20 protein-coding genes are annotated in these 22909 nt (G+C 64.8%); 13 read left to right on the top strand and 7 right to left on the bottom strand.

What is annotated here, in order from left to right:
* Positions 1 to 18: 18 nt before the first annotated feature.
* The 3 genes from AB3N21_RS01015 to AB3N21_RS01005 all read right to left on the bottom strand — a co-directional run bounded on the left by AB3N21_RS01015 (position 19) and on the right by AB3N21_RS01005 (position 2813).
* Positions 19 to 648, bottom strand: coding sequence for a glutathione S-transferase family protein (locus tag AB3N21_RS01015; protein WP_367933464.1), 630 nt, complete (start codon positions 646 to 648; stop codon positions 19 to 21).
* A gap of 96 nt (positions 649 to 744) precedes the next feature.
* Positions 745 to 1890, bottom strand: a complete 1146-nt coding sequence (locus AB3N21_RS01010; RefSeq protein WP_367933463.1) for an acetate/propionate family kinase — start codon at positions 1888 to 1890, stop codon at positions 745 to 747.
* Between the two features lie 425 nt (positions 1891 to 2315).
* Positions 2316 to 2813 (bottom strand): class I SAM-dependent methyltransferase, encoded by a 498-nt coding sequence (locus AB3N21_RS01005; protein WP_367933462.1) that lies wholly within the window; start codon positions 2811 to 2813, stop codon positions 2316 to 2318.
* A gap of 230 nt (positions 2814 to 3043) precedes the next feature.
* On the opposite strand from AB3N21_RS01005, the gene AB3N21_RS01000 reads away from it, so the two are divergent.
* From AB3N21_RS01000 to AB3N21_RS00980, 5 genes are read left to right on the top strand one after another with little or no spacing between them, the layout of a single operon-like run.
* Positions 3044 to 4816 (top strand): dipeptide ABC transporter ATP-binding protein, encoded by a 1773-nt coding sequence (locus AB3N21_RS01000; RefSeq protein ID WP_367933461.1) that lies wholly within the window; start codon positions 3044 to 3046, stop codon positions 4814 to 4816.
* Entirely contained in the window at positions 4809 to 6725 is a 1917-nt protein-coding gene (locus AB3N21_RS00995; RefSeq protein WP_367933460.1) for an ABC transporter substrate-binding protein, read from the top strand. The genes AB3N21_RS01000 and AB3N21_RS00995 overlap by 8 nt, the downstream gene beginning before the upstream one ends.
* Positions 6726 to 6738: 13 nt before the next feature.
* Complete coding sequence (locus AB3N21_RS00990) at positions 6739 to 7767, top strand: ABC transporter permease (protein ID WP_171176870.1); 1029 nt, start codon at positions 6739 to 6741, stop codon at positions 7765 to 7767.
* Positions 7764 to 8918: an ABC transporter permease gene (locus AB3N21_RS00985; RefSeq protein WP_367933459.1), complete on the top strand. Its 1155-nt coding sequence runs from the start codon at positions 7764 to 7766 to the stop codon at positions 8916 to 8918. The genes AB3N21_RS00990 and AB3N21_RS00985 overlap by 4 nt, the downstream gene beginning before the upstream one ends.
* Complete coding sequence (locus AB3N21_RS00980; RefSeq protein ID WP_367933458.1) at positions 8915 to 10270, top strand: CoA transferase; 1356 nt, start codon at positions 8915 to 8917, stop codon at positions 10268 to 10270. Before AB3N21_RS00985 ends, AB3N21_RS00980 begins: the two co-directional genes overlap by 4 nt.
* 87 nt (positions 10271 to 10357) lie before the next feature.
* Here AB3N21_RS00980 and AB3N21_RS00975 read toward each other — a convergent pair whose 3' ends face one another.
* A complete protein-coding gene (locus tag AB3N21_RS00975) occupies positions 10358 to 12742 on the bottom strand; it encodes a mechanosensitive ion channel family protein (RefSeq protein WP_367933457.1) in 2385 nt (794 codons plus the stop codon).
* A gap of 466 nt (positions 12743 to 13208) precedes the next feature.
* Here AB3N21_RS00975 and AB3N21_RS00970 point away from each other — a divergent pair, with 466 nt between their 5' ends.
* The 7 genes from AB3N21_RS00970 to AB3N21_RS00940 are packed head-to-tail and all read left to right on the top strand — an operon-like array spanning position 13209 to position 19704.
* A complete protein-coding gene (locus AB3N21_RS00970) occupies positions 13209 to 14423 on the top strand; it encodes a glycosyltransferase family protein (RefSeq protein ID WP_367933456.1) in 1215 nt (404 codons plus the stop codon).
* On the top strand, positions 14420 to 15670 hold the full coding sequence (locus tag AB3N21_RS00965; protein ID WP_367933455.1) for a glycosyltransferase family 4 protein: 1251 nt from the start codon (positions 14420 to 14422) through the stop codon (positions 15668 to 15670). Before AB3N21_RS00970 ends, AB3N21_RS00965 begins: the two co-directional genes overlap by 4 nt.
* The gene (locus tag AB3N21_RS00960; RefSeq protein WP_367933454.1) at positions 15667 to 16743 is read left to right on the top strand and encodes a glycosyltransferase family 4 protein; all 1077 of its coding nucleotides are present in this window, start codon (positions 15667 to 15669) and stop codon (positions 16741 to 16743) included. The genes AB3N21_RS00965 and AB3N21_RS00960 overlap by 4 nt, the downstream gene beginning before the upstream one ends.
* Complete coding sequence (locus AB3N21_RS00955) at positions 16740 to 17321, top strand: histidine phosphatase family protein (RefSeq protein WP_367933453.1); 582 nt, start codon at positions 16740 to 16742, stop codon at positions 17319 to 17321. Before AB3N21_RS00960 ends, AB3N21_RS00955 begins: the two co-directional genes overlap by 4 nt.
* Positions 17318 to 18460 (top strand): glycosyltransferase family protein, encoded by a 1143-nt coding sequence (locus AB3N21_RS00950; protein ID WP_367933452.1) that lies wholly within the window; start codon positions 17318 to 17320, stop codon positions 18458 to 18460. Before AB3N21_RS00955 ends, AB3N21_RS00950 begins: the two co-directional genes overlap by 4 nt.
* The gene (locus AB3N21_RS00945) at positions 18457 to 19209 is read left to right on the top strand and encodes a polysaccharide deacetylase family protein (protein ID WP_367933451.1); all 753 of its coding nucleotides are present in this window, start codon (positions 18457 to 18459) and stop codon (positions 19207 to 19209) included. Before AB3N21_RS00950 ends, AB3N21_RS00945 begins: the two co-directional genes overlap by 4 nt.
* An 18-nt stretch (positions 19210 to 19227) precedes the next feature.
* A complete protein-coding gene (locus AB3N21_RS00940) occupies positions 19228 to 19704 on the top strand; it encodes a class I SAM-dependent methyltransferase (protein ID WP_367933450.1) in 477 nt (158 codons plus the stop codon).
* 106 nt (positions 19705 to 19810) lie between these two features.
* Here the strand turns inward: AB3N21_RS00940 and AB3N21_RS00935 are convergent, their stop codons facing one another.
* Positions 19811 to 20953, bottom strand: a complete 1143-nt coding sequence (locus AB3N21_RS00935) for an alpha-D-ribose 1-methylphosphonate 5-triphosphate diphosphatase (RefSeq protein WP_367933449.1) — start codon at positions 20951 to 20953, stop codon at positions 19811 to 19813.
* Positions 20954 to 21006: 53 nt separating this feature from the next.
* Here AB3N21_RS00935 and AB3N21_RS00930 point away from each other — a divergent pair, with 53 nt between their 5' ends.
* Positions 21007 to 21690: a DUF1045 domain-containing protein gene (locus AB3N21_RS00930; protein WP_367933448.1), complete on the top strand. Its 684-nt coding sequence runs from the start codon at positions 21007 to 21009 to the stop codon at positions 21688 to 21690.
* Here AB3N21_RS00930 and phnN read toward each other — a convergent pair.
* Positions 21672 to 22217, bottom strand: coding sequence for a phosphonate metabolism protein/1,5-bisphosphokinase (PRPP-forming) PhnN (phnN, locus tag AB3N21_RS00925; RefSeq protein WP_367933447.1), 546 nt, complete (start codon positions 22215 to 22217; stop codon positions 21672 to 21674). The genes AB3N21_RS00930 and phnN overlap by 19 nt on opposite strands.
* Positions 22214 to 22897, bottom strand: coding sequence for a phosphonate C-P lyase system protein PhnL (gene phnL, locus AB3N21_RS00920; protein WP_367933446.1), 684 nt, complete (start codon positions 22895 to 22897; stop codon positions 22214 to 22216). Before phnL ends, phnN begins: the two co-directional genes overlap by 4 nt.
* Positions 22898 to 22909 lie beyond the last annotated feature (12 nt).

Here is a 22909-nt window from a genome sequence, read left to right as displayed (position 1 = left end):
CAACCGCTTGCGAAACCGTCAGAGCTGCGCGCTGGGACGGGACCGTATCGCGTCGTACCAGGCTTTGGTCGCGGTGTTGCTCTCAGGGATGCGCATCCGGATCACCCGGGCGAAATCCACGAACACAAACGTGGTAATATCGGCCAGAGTGAAGTGATCGCAGGCCACAAACGGGTTGTCCCGCAGCCGTTCCTCAAGCAGATCGAAAAAGCGTTTCGCCCGATCAATACCCCGTTCGGCCAGCGCCGGAAGCTGTTCATAGTTCACCGGCCCCGGAACGGCGCGGTCCTTGAAGAACGGGCTAGTGTTGCGCAGCGCCTCACCAATCGGCAACCCGCCCTGCTGCTCGGCAATGGCGTTCCACATCATCACCAACCCGCGCTCGTCCGACGTCCGGCCCATCAGCGGCGGCTCGGGGAACTGCGCCTCAAGATAGGCGGCGATGCCGAGGTTTTCGGTCAGCACCGTGCCCTCATCCGTCACAAGCACCGGGATCGTTGCGCGCGGGTTCACCGCCTTGAACGCATCCTGCAACTGCTCGCCATCCGCGATCGAGATATTTTGGGTTTCGATCTCCAACCCCTTCTCGGCAATGAACATCCGCGCGCGGCGGGGATTGGGGGCGGTGGAGCAGTCATAAAACAGCATGGCGGGACCTTTTGGATCAGCGGCGCTCCGGCACACGATAGGCAATGGCCGCGCCATACCGCCAGCCCCTGTCCCGCGTGACCCCACGGCAAAAACTCAGGCCAGCGCGGCGCTGACCGCGCGGGCAATCACCCGCTCTTCATCGGTCGGGATCACCAGAACCGGCGTGTCACCTTGGGAAATCACCGTCGAGTTGCTGTCATTGGCCTCGGAGTTCACACGCAGGCCCAGAAACTCCATGCCTTCCAGCACCCGTTCCCGGATCGGCGCCGCGTTCTCGCCAATACCGCCGCAGAACACAACCGCGTCGAGCCCGCCGAGGATCGCCGCCATCGCGCCCAGCTCCCGCCGGATTCGGAACACGTAATAATCAATTGCCTCACCCGCGCGCGGATCGTCGCTAGCCAGCAGGGTGCGCATGTCGTGGCTGATCTCGCTGAGCCCCAAAAGCCCGCTTTTCTTGTAGAGGATATGGGTAATCGCCTCGACCCCATGCCCCTGCTCCATCAGATAAAGCAGCACGCCCGGGTCCAGTTGCCCGCACCGGGTGCCCATCGGCAAGCCGTCCAGCGCCGAAAAGCCCATGGTCGAACCGATGCTCTGCCCATCCCGCACCGCGCACATCGACGCGCCGTTGCCCAGATGAGCGATCGCCACGCGGCCCCGGGCAAGCTCGGGGTAGTCCTGCCGCAACCTGCCCGTGATGTAATCATAAGACAGCCCGTGAAACCCGTATCGCCGCACGCCTTTCTCATAGAAGCGGCGCGGCAAGGCGAAGGCGTCGTTCACGAACGGGTGGCCAAGATGGAACGAGGTGTCGAAACAGCCGATCTGAACCGCACCGGGAAACGCCGCCTGCGCTGCACGCACGGCGGCCAGGTTGTGCGGCTGGTGCAGCGGGGCGAGCGGGATGAATGCCTCAAGCTGCGCAATCACCTCTTCGGTCAACTCCACCGGCCCAGCGAACCGCTTGCCGCCATGCACGATCCGGTGGCCGACCCCGTCGACCTGTTGCCCGTCCAGCACCGGCACGACCGCGTCCAGGATCGCGCGCACGCCCGCCGCGTGATCGGCGGGCCCGATCTCGATCAGCCGTTTCTGGGGCCACTGCAGTTCCATCTGCGCCACGGGCCCGAGGTTTTCCACCTGCCCCAGCTGCAACAATTCCGGCTCGACCCCGGCCTGATAGACCCCGAACTTGATCGAAGAACTGCCCGCGTTCAGTGTCAGGATCGCACTCATCTCACCTCTCCCACTATCCCGCGCACCCTATGGGCCGCGCGGTGACAACGGCAATGGATGAGATGCCGCAGCGGCCGGGGACGCCAATTTCAAAAAAAAACCTCAGACTGCTCACAGACCTCAAGAATCGGGAGGGGCTGGGAAACTGTGCCGCGCGCCGGTTGAATGGGTGTGACAAGGGCCGCGCCCGACCCTGGGTGGGCGCTTGCGACACGCAAGAGTAATGGGAACCACTCAAAATATGAGACCTTGTGAAAGACTTGCACGACATCGCAAATGCGCCCTCCCGGGGGGAGGGTCGGGCGCGGCCCGGGCTGACGCCCGCGCCAAACGGATGGGGGATCGTGTTTTGGAATAGCTCCCCGGAATTTGAGGCTAGGTTGGCTTGTCAACGCTCCTAGGCGTTCTCAAACGCCTTTTCCGCCTCAGCGCCGGTAGATGAAACACCGCCCCTCGACCGCGCCCTCCGGCAACGGCAGCTCGGTCAGCGTCTCGAAATACATCCGGTCGCTCGACACCATCAGCCCGCCCGGCGCCAGCAGCGGCTCGATCAGGGGCGAGACGAAACGTGCAAACGCATCGTTCTTTTCCCGGTTGTGCCCGCCCAGATCCGCATGGATCAGGCTTGCCACGGGGCCAAGCAGCTCCAGCGACGCCGGCAGCGTCTCGCGCACGTCGCCCAGGATCAGCATGTCGTCGGGCGGCGTCGAATCCGGGTGCGAGGCCACGGCGCGTTCGAACACGTGGATATCCCGCCCCGCAACCCGGTTGCGCATGTGATGATAGGTGCGCCCGTTGCCCAGCCCCAGCTCGAACACCGGGCCCGGCATCGACGCGGTCTCGGCAATGGCGAAATCCAGACAGGCGCGCTGCGACACCATGCGGTCGATGAACAGATCCAGGCGGCTTTGATCCTGCGTCACGTGCGCGGTCTCCTTTTCGACATCAGGCGCCGGGATCGCGCGCCAACCCGGCCCTCATGCCAAATCCTCAAGAAATTGTGTAGTCACAGTTGACACGTTTTCCCGATTTCCGCGACGTTGGGCAAAAGACGGGTTTGACGAGTCACGCCCGCGCGGGTGAGGATGCACCCAAAAAACAGGGAGTTGAAGAAGTCGATGTCGTTTCACGGCCAAGCGGGTGGAAAACCCGGATGACGCCATTGTTATCCGTCCGAGATCTGAGCATCGGCTTTGGTACAGCGGAAGCGGTTGTACGGGATGTCAATTTCGACGTGATGCCGGGCCAGACACTGGCGCTGGTGGGTGAGTCCGGGTCGGGCAAGACCATCTCGTGCCGCGCAGTCCTGCGCATCCTGCCCCGCACCGCACAGATCCGCACCGGCGCCGTCACCCTGAACGGCGGCAAGGCCCCGCAGATCCTGTCGCAACTGGGTGAGCGCCAGATGCGCGATGTGCGCGGCGACCGGATCTCGATGATCTTTCAGGAGCCGATGCGCTCGCTCTCGCCACTGCACAAGATCGGCAATCAGGTGAGCGAGGTGCTGTGGCTGCATCGCGGCGCCTCCGAGAAGGAGGCTAAGCGCACCGTTCTGGCGAAATTCGAACGGGTGGGATTCCCGGACCCGGAACGCGCCTACAACTCTTATCCGTTCGAGATGTCGGGCGGCATGCGCCAGCGGGCGATGATCGCAATGGCGATGGTGTCCAAGCCCGATCTGCTGATCGCGGATGAGCCGACCACCGCGCTGGACGTGACCACGCAGGCGCAGGTGCTGGGGCTGATCAAGGAGTTGCAGCAGGAAACCGGCATGGCGCTGATCCTGGTCACTCACGATCTGGGCGTGGTGGCCAACATGGCCGAGCAGGTGGTGGTGATGCACAAGGGCCGGGTGATGGAATCAGGTCCCGCCGCATTGATCCTGGAAAAACCGGCGCATCCCTACACGCAACAGCTCTTCAACGCCGCCCCCGCCATTCCCGATCAGGAGACGGTGGGCCTTCCGATGCCGCAAGAGGATCTGATCCTCGAAATGAAGGACGTGTCCAAGACCTATACGATGCGCTCGGGCAAAGGATGGAAGGCCGACAAGCTGATCCATGCCTGCCGGGGGGTCGATCTGAGGCTTGCCCGCGGCAAGACGCTGGCCATCGTCGGCGAAAGCGGTTCGGGCAAGACCACGGCGGCGCGGATCGCGCTTGGCGCCGAGCTGCCCGACCCCGGCGGTCAGGTTCTGTTCCGCGCAACGCCCGACGGCGAGCCCATCACCGTGCATGAAATGTCACGCGCCCAGCGCACCGCGTTCCAGCGGCAGGCGCAGATGGTGTTTCAGGACCCCTACAGCTCGCTCAGCCCCCGGATGCGCATCCAGGACGCGATGACCGAGCCGCTGGAAATCCATCGTATCGGCACCCGCGCCGAACAGCGCGACAAGGCGGCCGAGATGCTGCAGCGGGTGGGGCTGAACGCGGACATGCTCAAACGCTATCCGCATGCGTTTTCCGGCGGACAGCGCCAGCGCCTGTCGGTGGCCCGCGCCATGATGCTGGACCCGTCGCTGATCGTCTGCGACGAGCCGACCTCGGCGCTGGACGTGTCCGTGCAGGAGCAGATCCTGACCCTGCTGGAAGACCTGCAGGACAGCCTGAAACTCTCCTACCTCTTCATCTCGCACGATCTGGCCGTGGTGGCCCGGATCGCCGATGAGGTCGCCGTGATGCGGCAGGGGCTGGTGGTGGAACAGGCCCCGCCCGACACATTGTTCTACAATCCTCAACACCCATACACGAAGGCGCTGATCGCCGCTCAACCGGAACCCGACATCAACCGCCCGATCGACCTGAAACTGGTTGCTCAAGGCGCGGGATCGCCAGAGAGTTGGGCCGAAGCCTTCCGTTTCTCCGACGCCATGATACCCTCACTCGTGGAGATGGAGCCCGGCCATAAGGTACGTTGTCATGTTTAAGATCCCCCGCACATCCCTTGTCCTCGCCGCGTCTCTCGCGCTGGCCGGCCTGATACCGGCCCGCGCCGAACCCATCCCGCCATTGCAGGAAAGCGCCTTCTGGAAATCCGAAGTCGAGATGGGTGATCTGCCACCGGTCGAGGAACGCATCCCCGACGATCCGGTCATCGTCGATCTGGCCGCCAAGGGCCGCGAATTCGGTCATCAGGGCGGCACCCTCAGAACCATGGTCACCCGCTCCAAGGACATCCGGCAGATGGTGGTCTACGGCTACTCGCGGCTGATAGGTTACAACGAGAAATACGAGCTGGTACCGGATATCCTCGCCTCCTACGAAAACGCGGACAACCGCACGTTCACCCTGCATCTTCGCGAAGGGCACAAATGGTCCGACGGAGCCCCGTTTACCTCGGCGGATTTTGCCTATTGGTGGAACGATGTGGCGAATAACGAGCTGCTCAGCCCCTCGGGTCCACCCGATTTCCTGAGGGTCGAGGGAGAGTTGCCGCAGGTCTCGTTCCCCAATGAGACCACCGTGGTCTTCGAATGGGCCGATCCGAATCCGAACTTCCTGCAATCGCTGGCGCAGGCACGCCCGCCCTTCATCTACCGGCCCTCGCATTTCCTCAAACAATACCACGCCGATTACGCCGAGGCCGACGCGCTGGCGGCCGAGGTCGACGATGCCCGCGTCAAGAGCTGGGCCGCGCTGCACAACAAGCTCGACAACATGTACAAGTACGACAACCACATGCTGCCGACATTGCAGCCGTGGCTGAACGCAAGCTCGGGCAAGAAGATCCGCCACAACTTCGTGCGCAATCCCTACTATCACCGCATCGACAGTAACGGGGTGCAACTGCCCTATATCGACGTGATCGAGATGGAGATCGTGGCCCCCGGGCTGGTCGCCGCCAAGGCCAACGCGGGCGAGACCGACCTGCAGGCGCGGGGTCTGGATTTCCGCGATGTGTCAATCCTGAAAAAGGGCGAGGCCGAGGGCAATTACAAGACTTATCTGTGGCAGACCGGCGTGGCATCGCAGATCGCCATATTCCCGAACCTGAACTATGCCGACGAGGGCTGGCGTGAGGTTCTCCGCGACGTCCGCGTGCGCCGCGCCCTGTCGCTGGCCATCGACCGCAAGACGATCAATCAGGCGCTTTATTTCAAGCTGGGCAAGCCCGGGGCCATGTCGGTGCTGCCCGCCTCACCCTTCTTCGATGAAAAGAACCTGAAGGCCTGGGCGGATTACGACCCGGATCGGGCCAACACCCTGCTGGATGAGGCCGGACTGGACAAACGCGACAGCAGCGGCACCCGGATGCTGCCTGATGGCCGCCCGATGGAGCTGGTGGTCGAGACCGCGGGCGAACGACAGGAGGTTGAGAACGCTCTTCAAATCGTCACCGACACCTGGCGCGAGATCGGCGTGAAACTGGTGATGCGCCCGCTGGACCGCGATATCCTGCGCAACCGGGTGTTCGCGGGCAACACCATGGCCGCGGTCTGGTTCGGCTGGGACAACGGTATTCCGCAAGTCTACACCTCGCCTGCATTCCTGGCCCCCACGGATCAGGTGTTCCTTGCCTGGCCGAAATGGGGGCAATACTACCAGACCAGCGGCGATGTGGGCGAAGCGCCCGACATGCCCGCAGCCCAGCGCCTGATGGAGCTGGCCCATGACTGGGACGCCGCCACCACCGATGAACAACGCGCCGCCGCCTGGAAAGAGATGCTCGATATCCACGCCGATCAGGTCTATGGCATCGGTATTCTGGCCGGCGCCCCGCAGCCTGTCGTGGTCTCGAACGCTCTGCGCAACGTCCCGGAAAAGGCGATGTGGGCCTGGGACCCCGGCGCGCATTTCGGCATCCACCGCGTGGACGAGTTCTTTTTCGCCCAATGACAAGGATCGCTGAATGACCATTCTGCGCTACGCGATCTATCGCTTTGGCACCATGCTGCTGACGCTGCTGGTGGTCTCGGCGCTGATTTTCATCATCATCAACCTGCCGCCGGGCGATTACCTCAGCAACCAGATCGCCGAGCTGCAGGCCTCGGGCCAGTCCGCCGGTGTGGCCAAGGCCGAGTTCCTGCGCAAGGAATACGCGCTCGACCGGCCGCTTTGGGAACAATACATGATCTGGATGGGCTTCATGCCCGGCCCGCACGGGTTCTCCGGCCTGATCCAGGGCAATTTCGGCTGGTCTTTCGAGTTCGACCGCCCGGTCTCCGAGATCGTCGGCGAAAGCCTGTGGCTGACCGTGCTGGTAAACGTGGCGGCGGTGCTCTTCGTCTATCTGGTGGCCCTACCGCTGGGCGTGCTGGCAGCGGCGCGGTCGCGGACCTGGGTGGACTACACTTCGGCCTTCATCGGCTATCTAGGACTGGCGACGCCCAACTTTCTGCTGGCCCTGATCCTATTCTACTACGGCCACCGCTATTTCAACCTGCCCATCGGCGGCCTGATGGACCCCAGTTTCGAAGGCCAGCCGATGAGCTATGAAAAAATGAAGTCGATCCTGGTTCACCTGATCGTGCCCACCTTCGTGATCGGCACATCCGGCGCCTCGGCGATGATGCAGCGGCTGCGGGCGAACATGCTGGACGAGCTGGGGAAACCTTATGTCGAAACCGCCATCGCCAAAGGCATGGCCCCCTCGCGGATGCTGACCAAATACCCGCTGCGGGTGGCCTTCAACCCGTTCGTGGCCGATATCGGCAACCTGCTGCCCTCGATGGTGTCCGGCTCGGTGCTGGTTTCGGTGGTGCTGGGCCTGCAAACCATCGGCCCCACCCTGCTGACCGCGCTCAAGACACAGGATCAGTTCCTGTCGGCCTTCGTGCTGATGTTCGTGGCCCTGCTGACGCTGATGGGCACGATGATTTCCGACGTGCTGCTGGTTCTGCTCGACCCGCGCATCCGCTATGAGGGGCGCGAGACATGACCCAGCTACCCGACGGTCGCTATGTCGACGACGCCCCCTACGATCCGCAGGCCTCGATCCAGCAGCTCGAACGCCGCGATCTGGACGCCCCCAACTGGGTGCTGATCTGGCGCAAGTTCAAGACCCACAAGCTGGGCCTGATCTCGGGCATCTTCCTGCTGATCGCCTATTTCCTGATCCCCTTCGCCGGGTTCATCGCGCCCTACGGCCCCAATGAACGCTTTTCCGAGCACCTCTATTCCCCACCCCAGTCGATCAAGCTGTTCCACGAGGGCAAGTTCATCGGCCCCTTCGTCTATCCGATGACCTCCGAGGCCAATCTGGAAACCTTCCAGTGGGAGTTCAAACCCGACACCTCGCGCCCGCTCAAGCTCAAATTCTTCTGCGAAGGCAGCACCTATAATCTGGCCGGGTTCATCAAGAGCAACCGGCACCTGTTCTGCGCCACCGAGGACGCGACGATCTTCATCATGGGCTCAGACCGTCTGGGCCGCGACATCTTCAGCCGGGTCTCCTACGGCGCTCAACTGTCGCTGACGGTCGGCCTGATCGGCATCACGGTCTCGTTCGTGCTCGGCATCTTCTTCGGCAGCGTCGCGGGCTATTTCGGCGGCCGGATCGACTGGTTCATCAACCGGGTGATCGAGATTCTGCGCAGCCTGCCCGAATTGCCGTTATGGCTGGCGCTCTCGGCAGCCGTGCCGTCGAACTGGAGCCCGGTGGCGGTGTTCTTCATCATCTCGGTCATCCTCGGCATCCTCGACTGGCCGGGCCTTGCCCGCGCGGTGCGGGCCAAGTTCCTGTCCCTGCGGGAAGAGGAATACGTGCGCGCCGCCGAGATGATGGGCGCAAGCTCGGGCCGGGTGATCCGCAAACATCTGCTGCCCAATTTCATGAGCCACCTGATCGCCAGCGCCACCCTGTCGATCCCGGCCATGATCTTGGGCGAAACCGCGCTGTCCTTCCTCGGTCTGGGGCTCAGGGCGCCCGCGGTCAGTTGGGGCGTGATGCTGAACGACGCGCAAAACCTCGCCTCGATCGAGATCTACCCGTGGACCGCCATCCCGATGGTGCCGATCATCATCGTGGTGCTGGCCTTCAACTTCCTCGGTGACGGGTTGCGCGACAGCCTCGACCCCTATCAGCAATGACCCAGCTCAGCACGCTTCCGGCCCCCGGCACCTATCGGGTGACCGGGTCGGGTCATCGTCCCAGCGCCTTTGCCGTCAGCGAGCTGGCCACCGCCTCTTTCGCGGCGGTCGGCGTGCAACTGGCACGGCTGGTGGCGGCACTGAACCTTGAACCCTCGGCGCCCGAAATCACCGTCGACCACCGGCTGGCCTCGCTCTGGTACGGCTGGTCCTTCCGCCCCGACGGGTGGGAGATGCCCGACGCCTGGGACCCGATTGCCGGAGACTATGAAGCCGCGGACGGCTGGATCAAGCTGCACACCAACCTGCCACATCACCGGGCCGCGGCGCTGCAAGTCCTGGACTGCGCGCCCAAGCGTGACGCGGTCGCAAAGGCCTTGGCGGGCTGGCAATCGGACGCGCTCGAAACCGCCATCGTGGCTCAGGGCGGCGTGGCCGCAGCGATGCGCAGCCGGGCGGATTGGGCGGCGCATCCGCACGGCAGGGCCGTCGTTTCCAGCCCGCTGATCGCATGGGCGGGACCGCGCCGGGTCACCCTGCGCGACCGCCCCGAGGCCACCGCCAAGCGCCCGCTCGCCGGGCTGCGCGTGCTCGACCTGACCCGGGTGCTGGCCGGTCCGGTCTCGACCCGCACGCTGGCCGGCTTTGGCGCCGAGATTCTGCGGATCGACCCGCCCGGGTGGGACGAGCCCGGGGTGATCCCCGACATCTCGCTGGGCAAACGCTGCGCCTATCTGGACCTCAAACAGGCCGCTGATCTCGACCGGCTCAAGACGCTCATGGCCGAGGCGGATGTGCTGATCCACGGCTACCGCCCCGGCGCGCTCAAGCGGCTGGGGCTGGACCGCGCAACCCGCGACCAAATCGCCCCGAACCGGATCGAGGTCACGCTCAACGCCTATGGCTGGCAGGGCCCATGGTCCACCCGGCGCGGCTTTGACAGTCTGGTTCAGATGAGTTCCGGGATCGCCGCCGCCGGACGCGACTGGGCTGGAAACAAGAAACCCACGCCCCTGCCGGTGCAGGCGCTGGACCATGCCACAGGCTACCTGATGGCCGCCGCCGCCCTCTCGGCACTCGCCACCGCTGCCTCGGAAGAGGCCGTAACCGACGCGAAACTCTCACTGGCCCGCACGGCAGAGCTGCTGGCCGCGCTCGCAAAAACCGCCCATGGCGTCGAAATCACCGCCGCCAAGACCAAGGATTTCACGCCAAAGGCCGAAGCCTCAGACTGGGGCCCGGGCCACCGCCTGCGTCCGGCTTTGAAAGTCGGACAGGCGCGTATGCACTGGCCCTCGCCCGCCTGCCAGCTCGGAACTCATCCTCCCGCCTGGCAAGAGCTACCGGACTGACGCCCCCCCGCGCGGAACGCGCGGGCCGGGCCCAACCTCGAGAAGCCTCTCGCCAGAGAGGCGCCGAGGGGGCGGGAGCGCCACCGCCTACCGGTCGTCGCCGCCCGGGCCGATATCGTCCAGATAATCCTCGTCGATGGCGGCCTGCACCGCGCCGGTCACCGCCTCGCGCTGTTTCGGCGTCAGATCCTCGGAGCTCTTGTCATCGGCCAGCCGCACCGTCACCTCGCGATGCGCGAACCTGATCCCCTCGCGCGCGAACAGCTCGCGGATTTCCTGGTAAACCTTTTTGCGCACCAACCACTGATCGCCCGGCTTGGTCATGAACTTGACCCGGATGATCATCGCCGAATCCTGCATCTCGATCACGCCCTGAGACTTCAGCGGCTGGATGAAGTTCTCACCGATCACCGGGTCGTCCAGCAATTGAACCCCCAGCTTCTTGATCAGCTTGCGCACCTTTTCGACGTCGGTGTCATAGGTCACCCGCAGCGGCAGTTTCATGATCACCCAGTCGCGCGAATAGTTGGTCAACACCTTGATCTCGCCAAAGGGAATGGTGTTGAGCGCGCCCAGATGGTGGCGCAGCTGGAACGACCGGACCGAGATCTTTTCCACCGTCCCCTTCACGTCGCCAATGTCGATATATTCGCCTTTGCGGAACGCATCGTCGATCAGGAAGAACGCGCCCGAGAAGATGTCGCGCACCAGTGTCTGTGCACCGAACCCCACGGCCAGACCGACCACACCGGCACCGGCAAACAGCGGGCTGACATTGATCCCCAGCTCCATCAGCGCAATCAGCGCAATCGAGACCACAACCACCGCCAGAATAGCGCCCCGGAACAGCGGCAACAGCGTCGCCAGACGGCTCTGCCCGCCTTCGCCGCCCTCGTCGCCCAGCTCGGCCTCGGCCGAACCGTCATCGGCCTCCTCGGCGATCTTGCTGTCGATCCAGATGCGGAAGAAGTGAAACAGGATATAGCCGATGAACAGGATCACCATCAGATCCAGCGCCCGTTCGACCGGCAGGTCCTGAGTCCAGTCCGCGTCCGGGTACCAGATCACCACCAGCGCATAGGCGCCCACCACAAAGGCCAGAATACCGGCCACGCGCCGGGCCAGATCCTCATAGGTGGCAATCGGATGACGCTGCGGCTCGGGCACCTCCGTATCGTCGGTATCTGTATCGGCCTCGCTCTCGTCTTCCGCATCGGCGGCCTCGGCATTCAGCTCGTCGATCTGGCGCGAGCGGTCGAAATAGCGCTCAAGCAGATAGTTCATCGCCCCATAGGCAATGACCACCGACATAAAGATCGCATAGGTGCCTGCCACCAGCGGGATCGAGGCCGGGTTTTCCAACACCAGATCAAGCGCCAGCTTGAACCAGCTGAAGGCGATATAGATCACCAGCACCGGCGCCCAGGCAAACGCAACAAGCTGCAGGATCCACGACACGTCCTCGGGCTTCCTGCCGCCGCGGATCGCATGAGAAATCGCCCGCGCGTTGAACAGAACCATCAGCACGTTGCCGAGCGCGCCCACCAGCGTCAGACAGCCATAGACCATGGCATAGACGTTATAGTTCAGCCCGAAATCCGCGACCCAGGTCGCAAACATCACCACCGAGATATCGAACGTCGCCAGCGCCGAGGCCCAGATATACAACCGCTTGGCATCGCGGTCGGAAAACGGCGGCAGCCGGTACTGGCTGAGAAACGGCGACAGCACCATGCGCCACAGGTCCGACACGGTGCGGGCCAGAAAGAACGTGACAAAGATGGTTGTCACCGTGAACTGGATCGAGATGTCCTTTTCAGTCCCGATGAAAAACAACTCGCCAACGATATAGGCCAGCAGCATTGCAAAAAGCGTCGCGCCGATCCCCATGAGGAAACGAAAAACCAGAAACGGCATCTTTTCGCGAAAGCCGACCGGGTTTTTCTTGATCCGCGACACGACCAGATGCTTTGCAATCCGCTTGGCGTAGATCTCGATCGACAGCCAGCGTCCGATCATCAGGAACAATACGGCCCATAACAGCACTTCGACATAGGTCATCATCCGCCCGTCGGGACTGGTCTGGCGCAGGACGTACTGGACCTCGAATATCGAATAGGGCAGCGCCTCAAGCCGGGATTCCAGCGAACTGCGGAACTCCGAGAACCGCTCCTGCGCCTTCATCAACTGTGACCCTTCGGCCATGTGATCGCCGGCGTTCTCGGCCGTGCCCGAGGCATCGCCCGTCTGCCCCGACGACACCAGCTTGCCAGTGCTGTCGATCACGATCACGCTGGCACCGGCCTCCGACGCCTCGCGGATCGCGGCGGCAAGATCGCCGTCGGTGGCGGTCGCTTCGTCCCCCGCCGGATACCCGGGAATCAGCGAGGTCTGCGCATATGCCGCAGGAACGACCGTCAGAAAAGCGACCCAAAGCGTCAGGATCAGGCGGAGAAGAAACACTTGCGTCATCAGGTCTTGCGTCCAGTTTCTATTGCTCGCGCCAACTTACAGGAGCGGTTGCGCCTCTTCAAACAGCAACCTTGCCCATTCACCGGATCTCGCAGGGCCGTGCCCATCCGGCACCGCCGCGCCAGAAGGGTGTTTTCAAGTCCGCCGGATTTGAATATGACCGATTCAGGTCACCTGTCGGGTTCCGCCCGGGATCAGGGGTGGAAAGCTAGACGGCGGCTCTTTCGGAGGGCCGCGCATCAAAACGACAGGGGCGCAATAACTCCATGACGGGCTCAGCATCTGCCACTGCACGCGACGGCTGGCCTGGACGCCATGGCAACAGGCGCACGGCTGTTGCCCATTCGCAATGTCCCGGGCTCATCGGTGGGGTCCTGAGGGCGTTTGATAAGCCAAGCCCGCAAAATTGCGCTAACAGGTTCTTACACGCGGGCCCAGCATCGCAACCGAAACCACGGGCACAGGCATGAGCCGACACAGTACCGCAACCCCCTCCGGCCGCACGCCGCGTATCATGTTCTACAGCCACGACACGTTCGGGCTGGGGCATCTGCGGCGCTCACGCGCGCTGGCGGCGGCCATTACCGAAGCCGATCCAACTGCTTCGGCCCTGATCCTGACCGGATCGCCGGTTGCGGGCCGGTTCACCTTTCCCCGCCGCGTCGACCACGTGCGCCTGCCCGGTGTGACCAAACGGGCTGACGGATCCTATGCCGCACGCACCATCGGCATGGGGATCGAAGAGGTGACCGAGCTGCGCTCGAGCCTGATCCGCACCGCGGTCGAGCAATACAATCCGGATGTTCTGATCGTCGACAAGGAACCCACCGGCTTTCGTGGTGAGTTGCTGCCCTCGCTCGAAATGCTGGAACAGCAGGGGCAGGCCAAACTGGTTCTGGGCTTGCGCGACGTGCTGGACGAACCCGAAGTGTTGGCCGCCGAATGGGCCCGCAAAGAGGCAATCGCGGCGACCGAGCGGTTCTATCACGAGATCTGGGTCTACGGTCTGCGCTCGATCTACGACCCGACCTCGGGCCTGCCGCTGAACGCGCAGACCCAGGCCCGGATGCACTGGACCGGTTATCTGCGACGCGATCTCGGCCCAATCGGCGAGCCACCGGAACAGCCCTATATCCTGATCACACCCGGGGGTGGCGGCGACGGCAAGGCGATGGTCAATCAGGTTCTCTCGGCCTACGAAAAGGACCCTGATCTGCAACCCCGCGCCGTGCTGGTCTATGGCCCGTTCCTGTCGGGCGATCTGCGCGCCGAGTTCGAAACCCGCGTCGCCGCTCTGGGCGGACGGGTCACCGCGGTGGGCTTTGAATCGCAGATCGAAACGCTCTTTGCCGGTGCGGCGGGCGTTGTCTGCATGGGCGGCTACAACACCTTTTGCGAGGTTCTCTCCTTCGACAAACGCGCGGTCATCGTGCCGCGCATGGTGCCTCGCCTCGAACAATGGATTCGCGCCTCGCGCGCCGAGGATCTGGGGCTGGTCCGGATGCTGGACGAAACCCGCGACGGGCTGTCGGCGGATGCGATGATCCAGGCGATCCGCGCCTTGCCGCACCAGCCGTTGCCGTCGCAGGCGATGACCAGCGGCCTGCTAAACGGACTGGACTATGTCACCGCGCGGATCAGCGCGCTTTTGGGCGGGGCACAGGAACGGGCGGTGGGATGACACAAGGCACGGCCAATCTGGCGGTGCTGGTCAAGGGATGGCCACGCCTGTCCGAGACGTTCATCGCGCAAGAGCTTGTGGCGCTGGAAGAGGCCGGGCACCGCTTCGACATCTGGTCCCTGCGCCACCCCACCGACACCAAACGCCACCCCCTGCATGACCGGCTGCACGCGCAGGTGCATTACCTGCCGGAATATCTCTATCAGGAGCCACAGCGCATCTGGCACGCCCGCGCCATCGCCCAGCGGCTGCCTGGCTATGCCGAAGCCTACACCGTCTGGCGCGCCGATCTGGCCCGCGACCGCACCCATAACCGCATCCGCCGCTTCGGGCAGGCCTGCGTGCTGGCCGCCGAACTCCCCGAAGGGGCCGAGGGGCTCTACGCCCATTTCATGCACACCCCATCCTCGGTCGCCCGCTACGCCGCGATCATGCGCGACCTGCCATGGAGCTTTTCGGCCCATGCCAAGGATATCTGGACCTCGCCGGAGTGGGAAAAACGCGAGAAGCTGCAAGCCGAAACCCACGGCGCCACCTTCGGCGCCACCTGCACCGCCTTTGGCGCGCAGCACCTCCGCGAATTGACCGATGATCCGACCCGGATCGACCTGATCTACCATGGCCTCGACCTGTCCCGCTTCCCTCCCCCGCCTGATCGGACGCTACGGGCGGAGGGCGATCCGCTGCACATGCTTTCGGTGGGACGGCTGGTCGAGAAGAAGGGCTTCGACCGGCTGATCGCCGCCTTCGCCCTGCTGCCTGCTGAGCTCGACTGGTACTGGACCCATATCGGCGGCGGCGGCTCCCGCGAGCGGTTGCAGGCGCAGGCCGAGACCGCCGGTATCGCCCACCGCATCACATGGCGCGGCGCCTGCGATCAGCCCGAGGTGGTCGAGGCGATGCGACAGTCGGACCTGTTCGTCCTGCCCAGCCGGGTAGCGGCGGATGGCGACCGCGACGGGCTGCCGAACGTGCTGATGGAGGCCGCCTCACAGCTCCTGCCGATCCTCTCCACCCCGGTCTCGGCCATCCCCGAATTCATCGAAAACGGCACCCACGGCACCCTGTCCGAGGACGCGCCGAAAGCGCTGGCACAAGCCATCCAAGACATCGCAAACGCCCCCGGCACGACTGCCAGAATGGCGCAAGCTGCCCGCGACAGATTGGTGTCGGAGTTCGGCATGGCCCCGGGCATCGCACAACTGTCCCAACGGCTCCACGCGCTCTGCGCGGACGGATCGTCATGACCCGCATCGCCTTTTACGCGCCGATGAAATCTCCGCACAGTACGGTGCCCTCGGGGGACCGTGAAATGGCCCGCAACCTGATGACCGCCATCGCCGCCGAGGGGGCGCAGGTCGATCTGGTCTCGGAGTTCCGGACCTACGACAAGACCGGGGATGCCGATCTACAGTCCCGCCTGCGCGCCGCCGCTCAGGCCGAGGCGCAGCGGCTGATCGAAACTCTACCCGCTGATACGGGGCTCTGGGTGACCTATCACAACTATTACAAAGCCCCCGACCTGCTGGGCCCGCAGGTCTGCCGCGCCCGGAACATTCCCTACATCCAATTGGAAAGCACCCGCGCCACCAGCCGCCTGACCGGGCCCTGGGCCGGATTTGCCGAAGCCGCGCATCAGGCCTGCGACGCGGCGCAGGTGATCTTCTATTTCACCGCCAACGACCTGATCACGCTCAAGCGGGAACGGTTCGGGTCGCAGGCGCTGGTGCATATGCCGCCTTTTCTGCCCACAACGACCCTGCCCGCCGCCTCGGATTGTGCGGGCCCCATGCTAACGGCGGGGATGATGCGTGCGGGGGACAAGCTCAGGTCCTACCGGATCATCGCCGAGGCGCTGGCCCATCTCGACGGAGACTGGAAACTAGACATCGCCGGAGACGGCCCCGCCCGCAATCAGGTCGAGGCGCTGATGGCACCCTATGGCGACAAGATCCGGTTTCTTGGCCAGTTGGACCGTGACGCGATGCAGGCCGCCTATCAAAGGGCCTCTCTGTTCCTCTGGCCCGGCGTGAACGAAGCCTATGGCATGGTCTATCTTGAGGCACAGGCCGCCGGCCTGCCCGTGGTGGCACAGGACCGCCCCGGCGTGCGCGACGTTCTGGCGCCGGGAAGCTATCCTACGCCCGAGGGTGGTCCCGCCGCCCTGGCCCATGTCATCGACGCCCTACGCAACGACCCCAACCTGCACCGCACCCGGGGCACCGCAGCGCGCGCGCATATCGAGGCACACCACCTGAACCCATCAGCCACCCGAACCTTCTGGTCCGCGGTTTCACCGCTTCTGGAGGACACCGCGTGAGCCGCCTCGCCCTGCTGCGCCACGGCCACACCGAATGGAACCGCGCCGGGCGGATACAGGGCCGCAGCGACATCCCGCTGGACAACACCGCCCGTGCCGAACTGGCCGGGTACCACCTGCCACCCCCATGGGACGCTGCCGATCTCTGGTCCAGCCCGTTGGCCCGCGCACGCGAAACCGCCGCGCTGGTGGCGGGCCGAGAGCCGCAACTGGCGCCGGAACTGACCGAGATGAACTGGGGCGCTTGGGAAGGCCAGCGCGGCATTGACCTCATCGCCGACCCGGAAAGCGGCTATCGCCATATCGAAGACTGGAGTTGGGAGTTCCTCCCGCCCGGCGGTGAGACCCCGGCAGAGCTGTGGCAACGCGTGGCGGCATGGCTGAACCGAATCGAGCGGGATAGCGTCGCCGTCTGCCATATCGGCATCATGCGGGTAATTCTGGCCAAGGCCTGGGGATGGGATTTCGACGGCCCGGCCCCGTTCCGCATCAAGCGCAACCGGCTCTACATCGTTGACCTCAACGGGATGCGCCCCGAACCTGAACCGGTACGCCTGCTGACGGGAGACGCGCCGTGAAGATCATGATCGCCGTCACCCATCTGCTCGGCACCGGCCATCTGAGCCGGGCACTGACGCTGGGTCGCGCGTTCCGGAATGCGGGCCATGCGGTGCTGCTGGTCTCGGGCGGCATGCCCGCACCGCAGCTGAACAATGACGGTCTCGATCTGCTCGGGCTGCCACCGCTGCGCTCGGACGGCACCGTTTTCTCGCGCTTGCTGACCGAAAGCAGTGAGGTGGCGGATGAGGCTTACCTGCACGCACGGATCACGGCGCTGCAAGCTGCAATCACACAATTCGCGCCGGATGTTCTGATCACCGAACTCTATCCCTTTGGCCGCAGAGTTCTGGCCCGCGAGTTCCAGGCCCTGTTGCAAGCAGCACATGAACTTACCCCGCGCCCCGTCATTCTCAGCTCGATCCGCGACATCCTGGCTCCACCCTCGAAGCCGTCCCGGGTTGAGCAAACCGAAGCAATGGTCACCGGTTTCTATGACGGCGTTCTGGTCCATTCCGACCCGCACAGCACAAAGCTGGAGACCAGTTGGCCCGTGTCCGAGGCTCTGGCACAAAGGCTGCACTACACCGGCTACGTCGCCCCGCCCCCCGCCGAACCGCACCCGTCGCAGGCCGGAGACGGCGAGGTTCTGGTCAGTGCGGGCGGCGGATCGGTTGGCGCGCCCATCTTCCGCGCGACCATCGAGGCCGCCCGTAAGATCACCAACAGGCGCTGGCGCCTGTTGGTGGGCGGGCGGGACGCGAATGCGCGCATTGCCGAACTGCGCGCTCATGTCAGCGATGCGCCAGTCGAGATCGAACCAGCCCGTGCCGACTTCCGGCAAATGCTGAATCATGCCGCCGCCTCGGTCAGCATGTGCGGCTACAATACCACGCTTGATCTGCTGCAGAGCGGTATCCCGGCGGTCCTGATCCCCTTCGATGACGGCAAGGAAGTGGAACAGGGATTGCGCGCCCAAAGCCTTGCACGACTGCCCGCTATCGAGGTGCTTAAGAGCGACGATCTGTCTCCGGACGCACTAGCGAAGGCGATCGAACGCGCCATTGCCGCAGGCCCACGCACCGGGCCGGACCTGAATTTCGACGGCGCGGCCCGCTCCGTCGCCATCGCCGAAACCTTGCTGGAGGCCCGCCGATGACACCGGACTGGAGCCCGCTGGATCGTGAACTTGCAATCTGGCAAGACAAGGGCCTGACCCTGCCCCTGTGGTGGCGGGACGACGACGCAACCGCTCCGACCCCACATCTGATCCGGCTGTCCGAGCTGTCGCAGCGGCTGGGCCTACCGGTGCACCTGGCCGTGGTCCCCAAACCGGCGGAGGAGGCACTGGCGGATTACATCGCCACCCACCCGCACCTGATCCCCGTGGTGCATGGCTGGGCGCACAAAAACCACGCCCCGAAGGATGAGAAAAAGGCCGAGTTCCGGCTGCACCGTCCACTGGAACAGGTTCTGACCGATGCCGAAACCGGGATGGACCGGCTACGCAGTCTCTTCGGCGCCACGCTGCGTCCGATGTTCGTACCGCCCTGGAATCGGATCGCGCCCGAGACCGTGTCCGGCCTGCCCGGCCTCGGCTTCCGGGTCTTGTCGACCGCCACGCCCCGCATGGCGGCACAGGCCGCACCGGGGTTGGAACAGGTGAACACGCATCTCGACCCGATCGACTGGCGCGGGACCCGGGGGCTGGTGGTCCCGGATATCCTGATCGGCCAGTTGGTCACCCTGTTACAGGACCGGCGCGCGGGCCGGGCCGACAACGATGAGCCGCTCGGCCTGTTGACCCATCATCTTGTCCATGATCAAGACATCTGGACCTTTACCGAGGCGCTGGTCACCCGTCTGATGGCCAGCCCCGTCCGCGTCTGGACCGCGCCCGCAAACTGAACCGCAAAGGATGTTCCGATGAGCCGACTGGATTCCATGCTGCGCCGCCTGACCGCCCAACGGGACGGCCTGAACTGGGCAGCGGGGTTGATCTCGGGGCTTGAGGGTGATGTGCTGGACATGGGGCTGGGCAACGGGCGCACCTATGACCACCTGCGCGAGGTCCTGCCCGACCGCCGCATCTGGGTGATGGACCGGGTGCTGCAATGCCACCCGTCCTGCGTGCCGCCCGATGAGGACTTCCTGCGGGGCGAGGCCGAACCGATGCTGGAGAGGCTGGCCGACGGCAGCCACCAGATCGCGATGGCGCATTACGATTTCGGCATGGGGATCAAGGCGGATGATGTGGCCGAGGCGGCCCGGCTCAGCCCGCTGATCGCGCGCGTGATGGTGCCCAGTGGCCTGCTGATCTCGGGCCAGCCGCTGGTGGGGTTTGAACAGATCGCCGGACCCGACACCATCGCGCCCGACCGCTACCTGTTCTACCGGGCCTGATTACGCGCCGCCTTCGCCGCGCGCGGTGACAAGGCGTTCGCAAACGCCTTGAAGCGGTTTTCAAACCGCTTAAGCCGCTTGCAAGCGGCTTGGCCTGCCACATGGCTCATGAAACGCGCTGCCCCCGCGACCAGACGGCCCGCAGCGCCGGAACACCCGCCCGCATCCGGAACCGGATCAGATCGGCGCGCGCTCCGATGCGAATCTCCCCCCGATCCTCAAGCCCCACCGCCTGCGCCGGGGCCTGCGTCACGGTCCTCATCCCGCGTGCCACATCGCCCCAGATCTCGCCCAGCCGCGCCGCCGACAGCAGCAGCGCCGAGGGTACGTAATCCGACGACACGATATCGAGCAAGTCCATCTCGGCCAGTTCCTGCGCGGCCACATTGCCGGAATGCGACCCACCCCGGATCAGATTGGGCGCCCCCATCATCACCTGAATGCCATGCGCGTGACAGGCCTGCGCCGCCTCGACCGTCGTCGGGAATTCAGCCAGCCGAATGCCGTGACCCGCCGACACCTGCACCTGATCGCGCGTCGTGTCGTCGTGGCTCGCCAGCACCGCCCCGAACCGGCGCGCGGCCCTGACCGCCTCGACCTCATGCACCGTGCCATATTCATCGCGCAGCGCCTTGAGATGGGCGACATGCTGCAGGAACTGGTCATCGCTCATCCCGTGCTTGCCCCGCACATAAGCCTCAAGCTTGGCCATGTCGCGGAACTGGCGCTGGCCCGGCGTGTGATCCATCAGCGAAACCAGACCCACGCGATCCTCGGCCCCGAACTCATCCAGTTCCTCGACCAGCGTATCCGAGCAGACCTCGGCGCGCAGATGCAGGAAATGCGAGATCTTCAGCGCATCCGCATCCCGCAATTCCAGCAATTCGCTGGCCAGCCGGCGGGCGTATTTGCCATAGCTGCTCTCCTTGCGGGTCACCGATCCCACCCGCATCGCATCGAACACGGTGGTAATGCCGGTGCTGGCCAGCTCCGCATCATGGGCGATGATGGCGGCGGCATGGGGCCAGTCCACACGCGGGCGCGGCATGATATGGCGCTCCAGATTGTCGGTGTGCAGCTCGATCAGGCCCGGGGCAACATAATCCCCGCCGCAATCCACCGCCCCCGCCGGAACCGCGCTGCCCTGATCCATTTCGGTGATGGCCTCACCCACGATCCGGACACTGCCAGTGACGGTTTCACCGGGCAGAACAAGCGTGGCATTGGCAAGGATCAACTCTTCTGTCATCTGAACTTCACGTGGTTTGAGCTATGGGATGGGCCACGACGCAGGAGGCCAATGTGACATTCACGCGATACGCGATCTACTACGCTCCGCCCGCCGATGCGGACTGGGCCCGGTTCGGAGCCGCCTGGCTGGGCTGGGACATGGACACGGGAACCGAGATCGCGCATCCGCAGGTGGACCGCCTCGACGTCCCGGCCATCACGGCCACGCCGCGCAAATACGGGCTGCACGGCACGTTGAAGCCGCCGTTCCGTCTGGCCGAGGGGCAAAGCCTGCCCCCCCTGCAAGATGCCTGCGCGGCGCTCGCTGCCACGTGCGCGCCGGTCACACTTGCGGGGCTGAAAATCGCCCGTCTGGGCCGGTTCCTCGCGCTGCGTCCACTGGGTGACACCAGCGGGCTGAACGCTCTCGCCGCCGCCAGCGTGCGCGAACTCGACGGCTTTCGCGCCCCCGCCTCCGACACCGAACTCGCGCGCCGCCGCGCCTCGGGGCTCACCCCGGCGCAGGAGCAGAACCTCTCGCAATGGGGCTACCCTTACGTGATGGATGACTTCCGCTTTCACATCACCCTCACCGGGCGGCTGGACAAACCCACGCTGGCGCAGGTGCAAACGGCGCTGGAGACCCGGCTTGCACCGATGCTGCCGCAGCCGTTCACCATCGCCGATCTGGCGCTGATGGGCGAGGCCGAAGACGGGCGGTTTCACCTGATTCATCGCTACGCCCTTTCCAGCTGAAGCCGGTCGAGGATCACCGCGACCGTCGCATCCAACGGGCCGGAATTGTCAGTCTCGATGACACGGGCGAGCCCCTCAGGCAGAGGTGCGGCCCGGGCCAGACGTCGGGCGCGCCCGGCCGCATCCTCCCGCCCGCGCGCCGCCAGCCGCTGCGCCAGAACCTCGGGCGCGGCCGTCAGGGATATGACGATCAGTGAGCCGAACACATCCTGCGCCCGCAACAGAACCCTGCGCGACAGGTTGACCACAACCGCTTGCGCCTCCTGACGCCGCATCTCGATCTCAACCGGCACGCCATAACGCAACCCATGCGCCGACCAGCTCAGCACGAACGCTCCGGCACCTTCCATCCGATCGAACTCAGCCTCTGAGACTCGGGCAAAGTCTTCGCCGCCTGCGCCTTCGGGCCGGGTGATCACCCGGCACATCCGGTGGATGCCTGGCGCCCGCGCCACCAGCGCATCAATGACGCTGTCCTTGCCGACACCCGAGGGGCCGACCACCGCGATGACCGGTGCGCGCGTCACGCCGCCACTCCGGGCGCAAAACGGGACACATCCACCTCACGATCACAGACGCGGGCCCGCGCCTCGACGTCGTGGAAGATACCGACAATGGCCGCCCCGCGCGCCTTGGCCTCTTCGATCAGGGACAATACGATTTCCCGGTTCTGCGCATCCAGGCTCGCCGTCGGCTCATCCAGCAGCATCGCCGGATAGTCATGTGCAAACCCGCGCGCGATGTTCACTCGCTGCTGCTCACCGCCCGAGAATGTCGTCGGGCTCAACGACCACAATCGTTCCGGGATGTTCAGCCGCACCAGCAACCCGGCGGCCTTGTCCCGCGCCGCCTGTCTCTCGACCCCCACCGCCAGCAACGGCTCGGCCACTACATCCAGCGTTGCCACCCGAGGCACCACCCTCAGGAACTGGCTGACATAACCCAGGACCTCGCGCCGCAGCGCCAGAATCTCGCGCGGCTCGGCCCGTGCCACATCCAGCCCGCCCACAAGCACCCGCCCCGAGGCGGCCAGATAATTGCCGTAGATCACCCGCATCAGCGTAGATTTCCCAGCACCCGAGGCCCCGGTCAGCGCCACGCACTCCCCCGGCCCCACCGCTAGCGCAGCACCCTCCATCACCGGGATCACGGCACCGCCCTGATTGTGCAGGGTAAAGCTCTTGCTCACATCGGTCAGCTCAATCATCGCATTTCATCT

Source organism: Ruegeria sp., from assembly GCF_040830605.1.
Taxonomy (GTDB): domain Bacteria; phylum Pseudomonadota; class Alphaproteobacteria; order Rhodobacterales; family Rhodobacteraceae; genus Ruegeria.
This window is presented reverse-complemented; position numbering and strand designations above follow the sequence as displayed.